This is a genomic window from Pseudomonas sp. P1_F1_2 (assembly GCF_056405815.1).
Map to the genome: position 1 here is coordinate 1 of NZ_JBFUBK010000211.1, position 1,863 is coordinate 1,863.

Annotated in this window: 1 protein-coding gene; it reads right to left on the reverse strand. The window is 58.6% G+C overall.

Annotated elements, in window-relative coordinates; all coding sequences use genetic code 11:
* Positions 1-352 precede the first annotated feature (352 nt).
* Complete coding sequence (locus tag AC1D2P_RS30630; RefSeq protein WP_477811766.1) at positions 353-1,696, reverse strand: cation:proton antiporter; 1,344 nt, start codon at positions 1,694-1,696, stop codon at positions 353-355.
* Between the last annotated feature and the right edge of the window lie 167 nt (positions 1,697-1,863).

The following is a 1,863-nucleotide window of genomic DNA, read 5'->3' on the forward strand; positions in this document are numbered from 1 at the left end:
GCTTGATAGCGATCAAACTGCTCTGCGTCCAGATCGTCGCCCTCCAGCAACTCAAAAGCACTACGGCTTAACGCTTGGGCTTCTTCGAACATCTGATGATTGCGTTCCAGAGCGAACGCACGGCAGGCTTTGATTTGATCGGAGGAAGAACACTGGATCATGACCGGCACCTTGTTTTTATGTGGGGGCCCTTATAAGAAACGTCTTCGCCGCAGGGGGACCAGACCTGCCAGGCCCGCCAGATAATGTCAGGCGGGTGGGGCTGATGTTGTGACCACCGGACCCCATAGGGTTTCAAAAAATTTTGCGCAAAAAAATCGATAATCCACGGCATAAAGGCTTGAGTGAACAATCAATTTATTTGTTTTTTCCGGTGTTCATAGCGCTCCAGCATGGGTTGCGTGCTGAGTCCGTGCGCCAGGATACTCAGGGCTACCAAGGACAGCGTCATGTCGGTGCATACCGTCGCGGTTGATTGCCCTAACCCATGGTTCAAGGCGTAGAACAGGTAGTACAGGCTGCCGATTCCGCGTATGCCGAACCAGCCGATCAACAGCCTTTGTCGCCAGTCGAGTAGCGGCMCCCATGGTATGACGGCAACACACAGCGGCCGGATCAGGCAAAACAAAACCGCCCCGATCGGCAGTGCGCGCCAGTCCCAGTGTGCAATCAGCACGACACCGAGCAGGGTCACCAGAAACACTTCCATGGCCCGTTCCACCAGGCTGCCGAAGGCGAGCATGTCACCCATCATGATGCCCGCCGCAACCTGCGTGTCTTCGAGGTGCTCGGTATCGCCATGCACGGCATGCTGCGGCTCGACGTTCTGATGACCGACCACAGGCTGGACCAGATGCTCGGCGGGCACTTCATCATGACGGGTGGTGCTGACCTCTTCCTGACGAAGGCCAAGGCCAGCGGCAAACACTGACAAAAACCCATAGGCATGGATCGACTCGGCCCCGACATACGCCAGGGCGATCAGGGCCAGGGCCAGGTAGTCATTGGGGGACAGCGTGCTGTCATCGTTGCGGATTCGCAGCAACAACGTCAGGCGTCCGATGCCGCGCCCCATCCAGTATCCGCTGAGCACGCCGGCCGGCACCGCCCACAACACGCTGCGCAATAACCAGTCCCCCAGCCAGCCGGGTTGACTGTCATGTTGCAACAAGAGCAGGCCAAGAATGACGAAGGGGAAGGCAATCCCGTCGTTGAGCCCGGCTTCGCCTGACAGACCGAAACGTACGGGGTCGTCATCCCGGGCATCGTTGACTTGCACGAGGCTGGCCAGCACCGGGTCGGTCGGTGCGAGAATCGAACCGATCAATACCGACGCGCCCCAGGACAATGCAAACCCGTAATGCAACAGCAGGCACACGCCGGCAATGGTCAACACCATGACCGGCGCCGCCAGCCCCACCGCAATCCGCCAGTTTTTATCCTTGAACGGCAAGCGTAATTTCAGCCCGCAGACAAACAACGAGAACAGCACCGCGACTTCCGTCAGGTGCTCCATCCAGTTGGCTGCGTCATCGGTGTTCAGCTTCAACAAACCCAAGGCGCCTGGTCCAATGACAGCGCCCAGCACCAGGCACACCGCCGACGTGGTCACTGGCATCCATCGCAGGTACGAGGAGGTCAGTGCCAACGTCAACAGCACGACGCCCAACACCGCGACCCACAGGATGAAACTCATGGTTTGCTACTCGCCAGGCAGGTGTCGCGATGGTTCGTGCATGACTCTTCAGCGGCCCGTGATGTGGGCTTACAAGTATTGAGGGGGAAATTTGGCAGGGGTTCATTTTTTCTGGCGAAACCACACCCTGTAGCAGCTGGCGCAGCCTGCGTCCGGCTGCGCAGCAG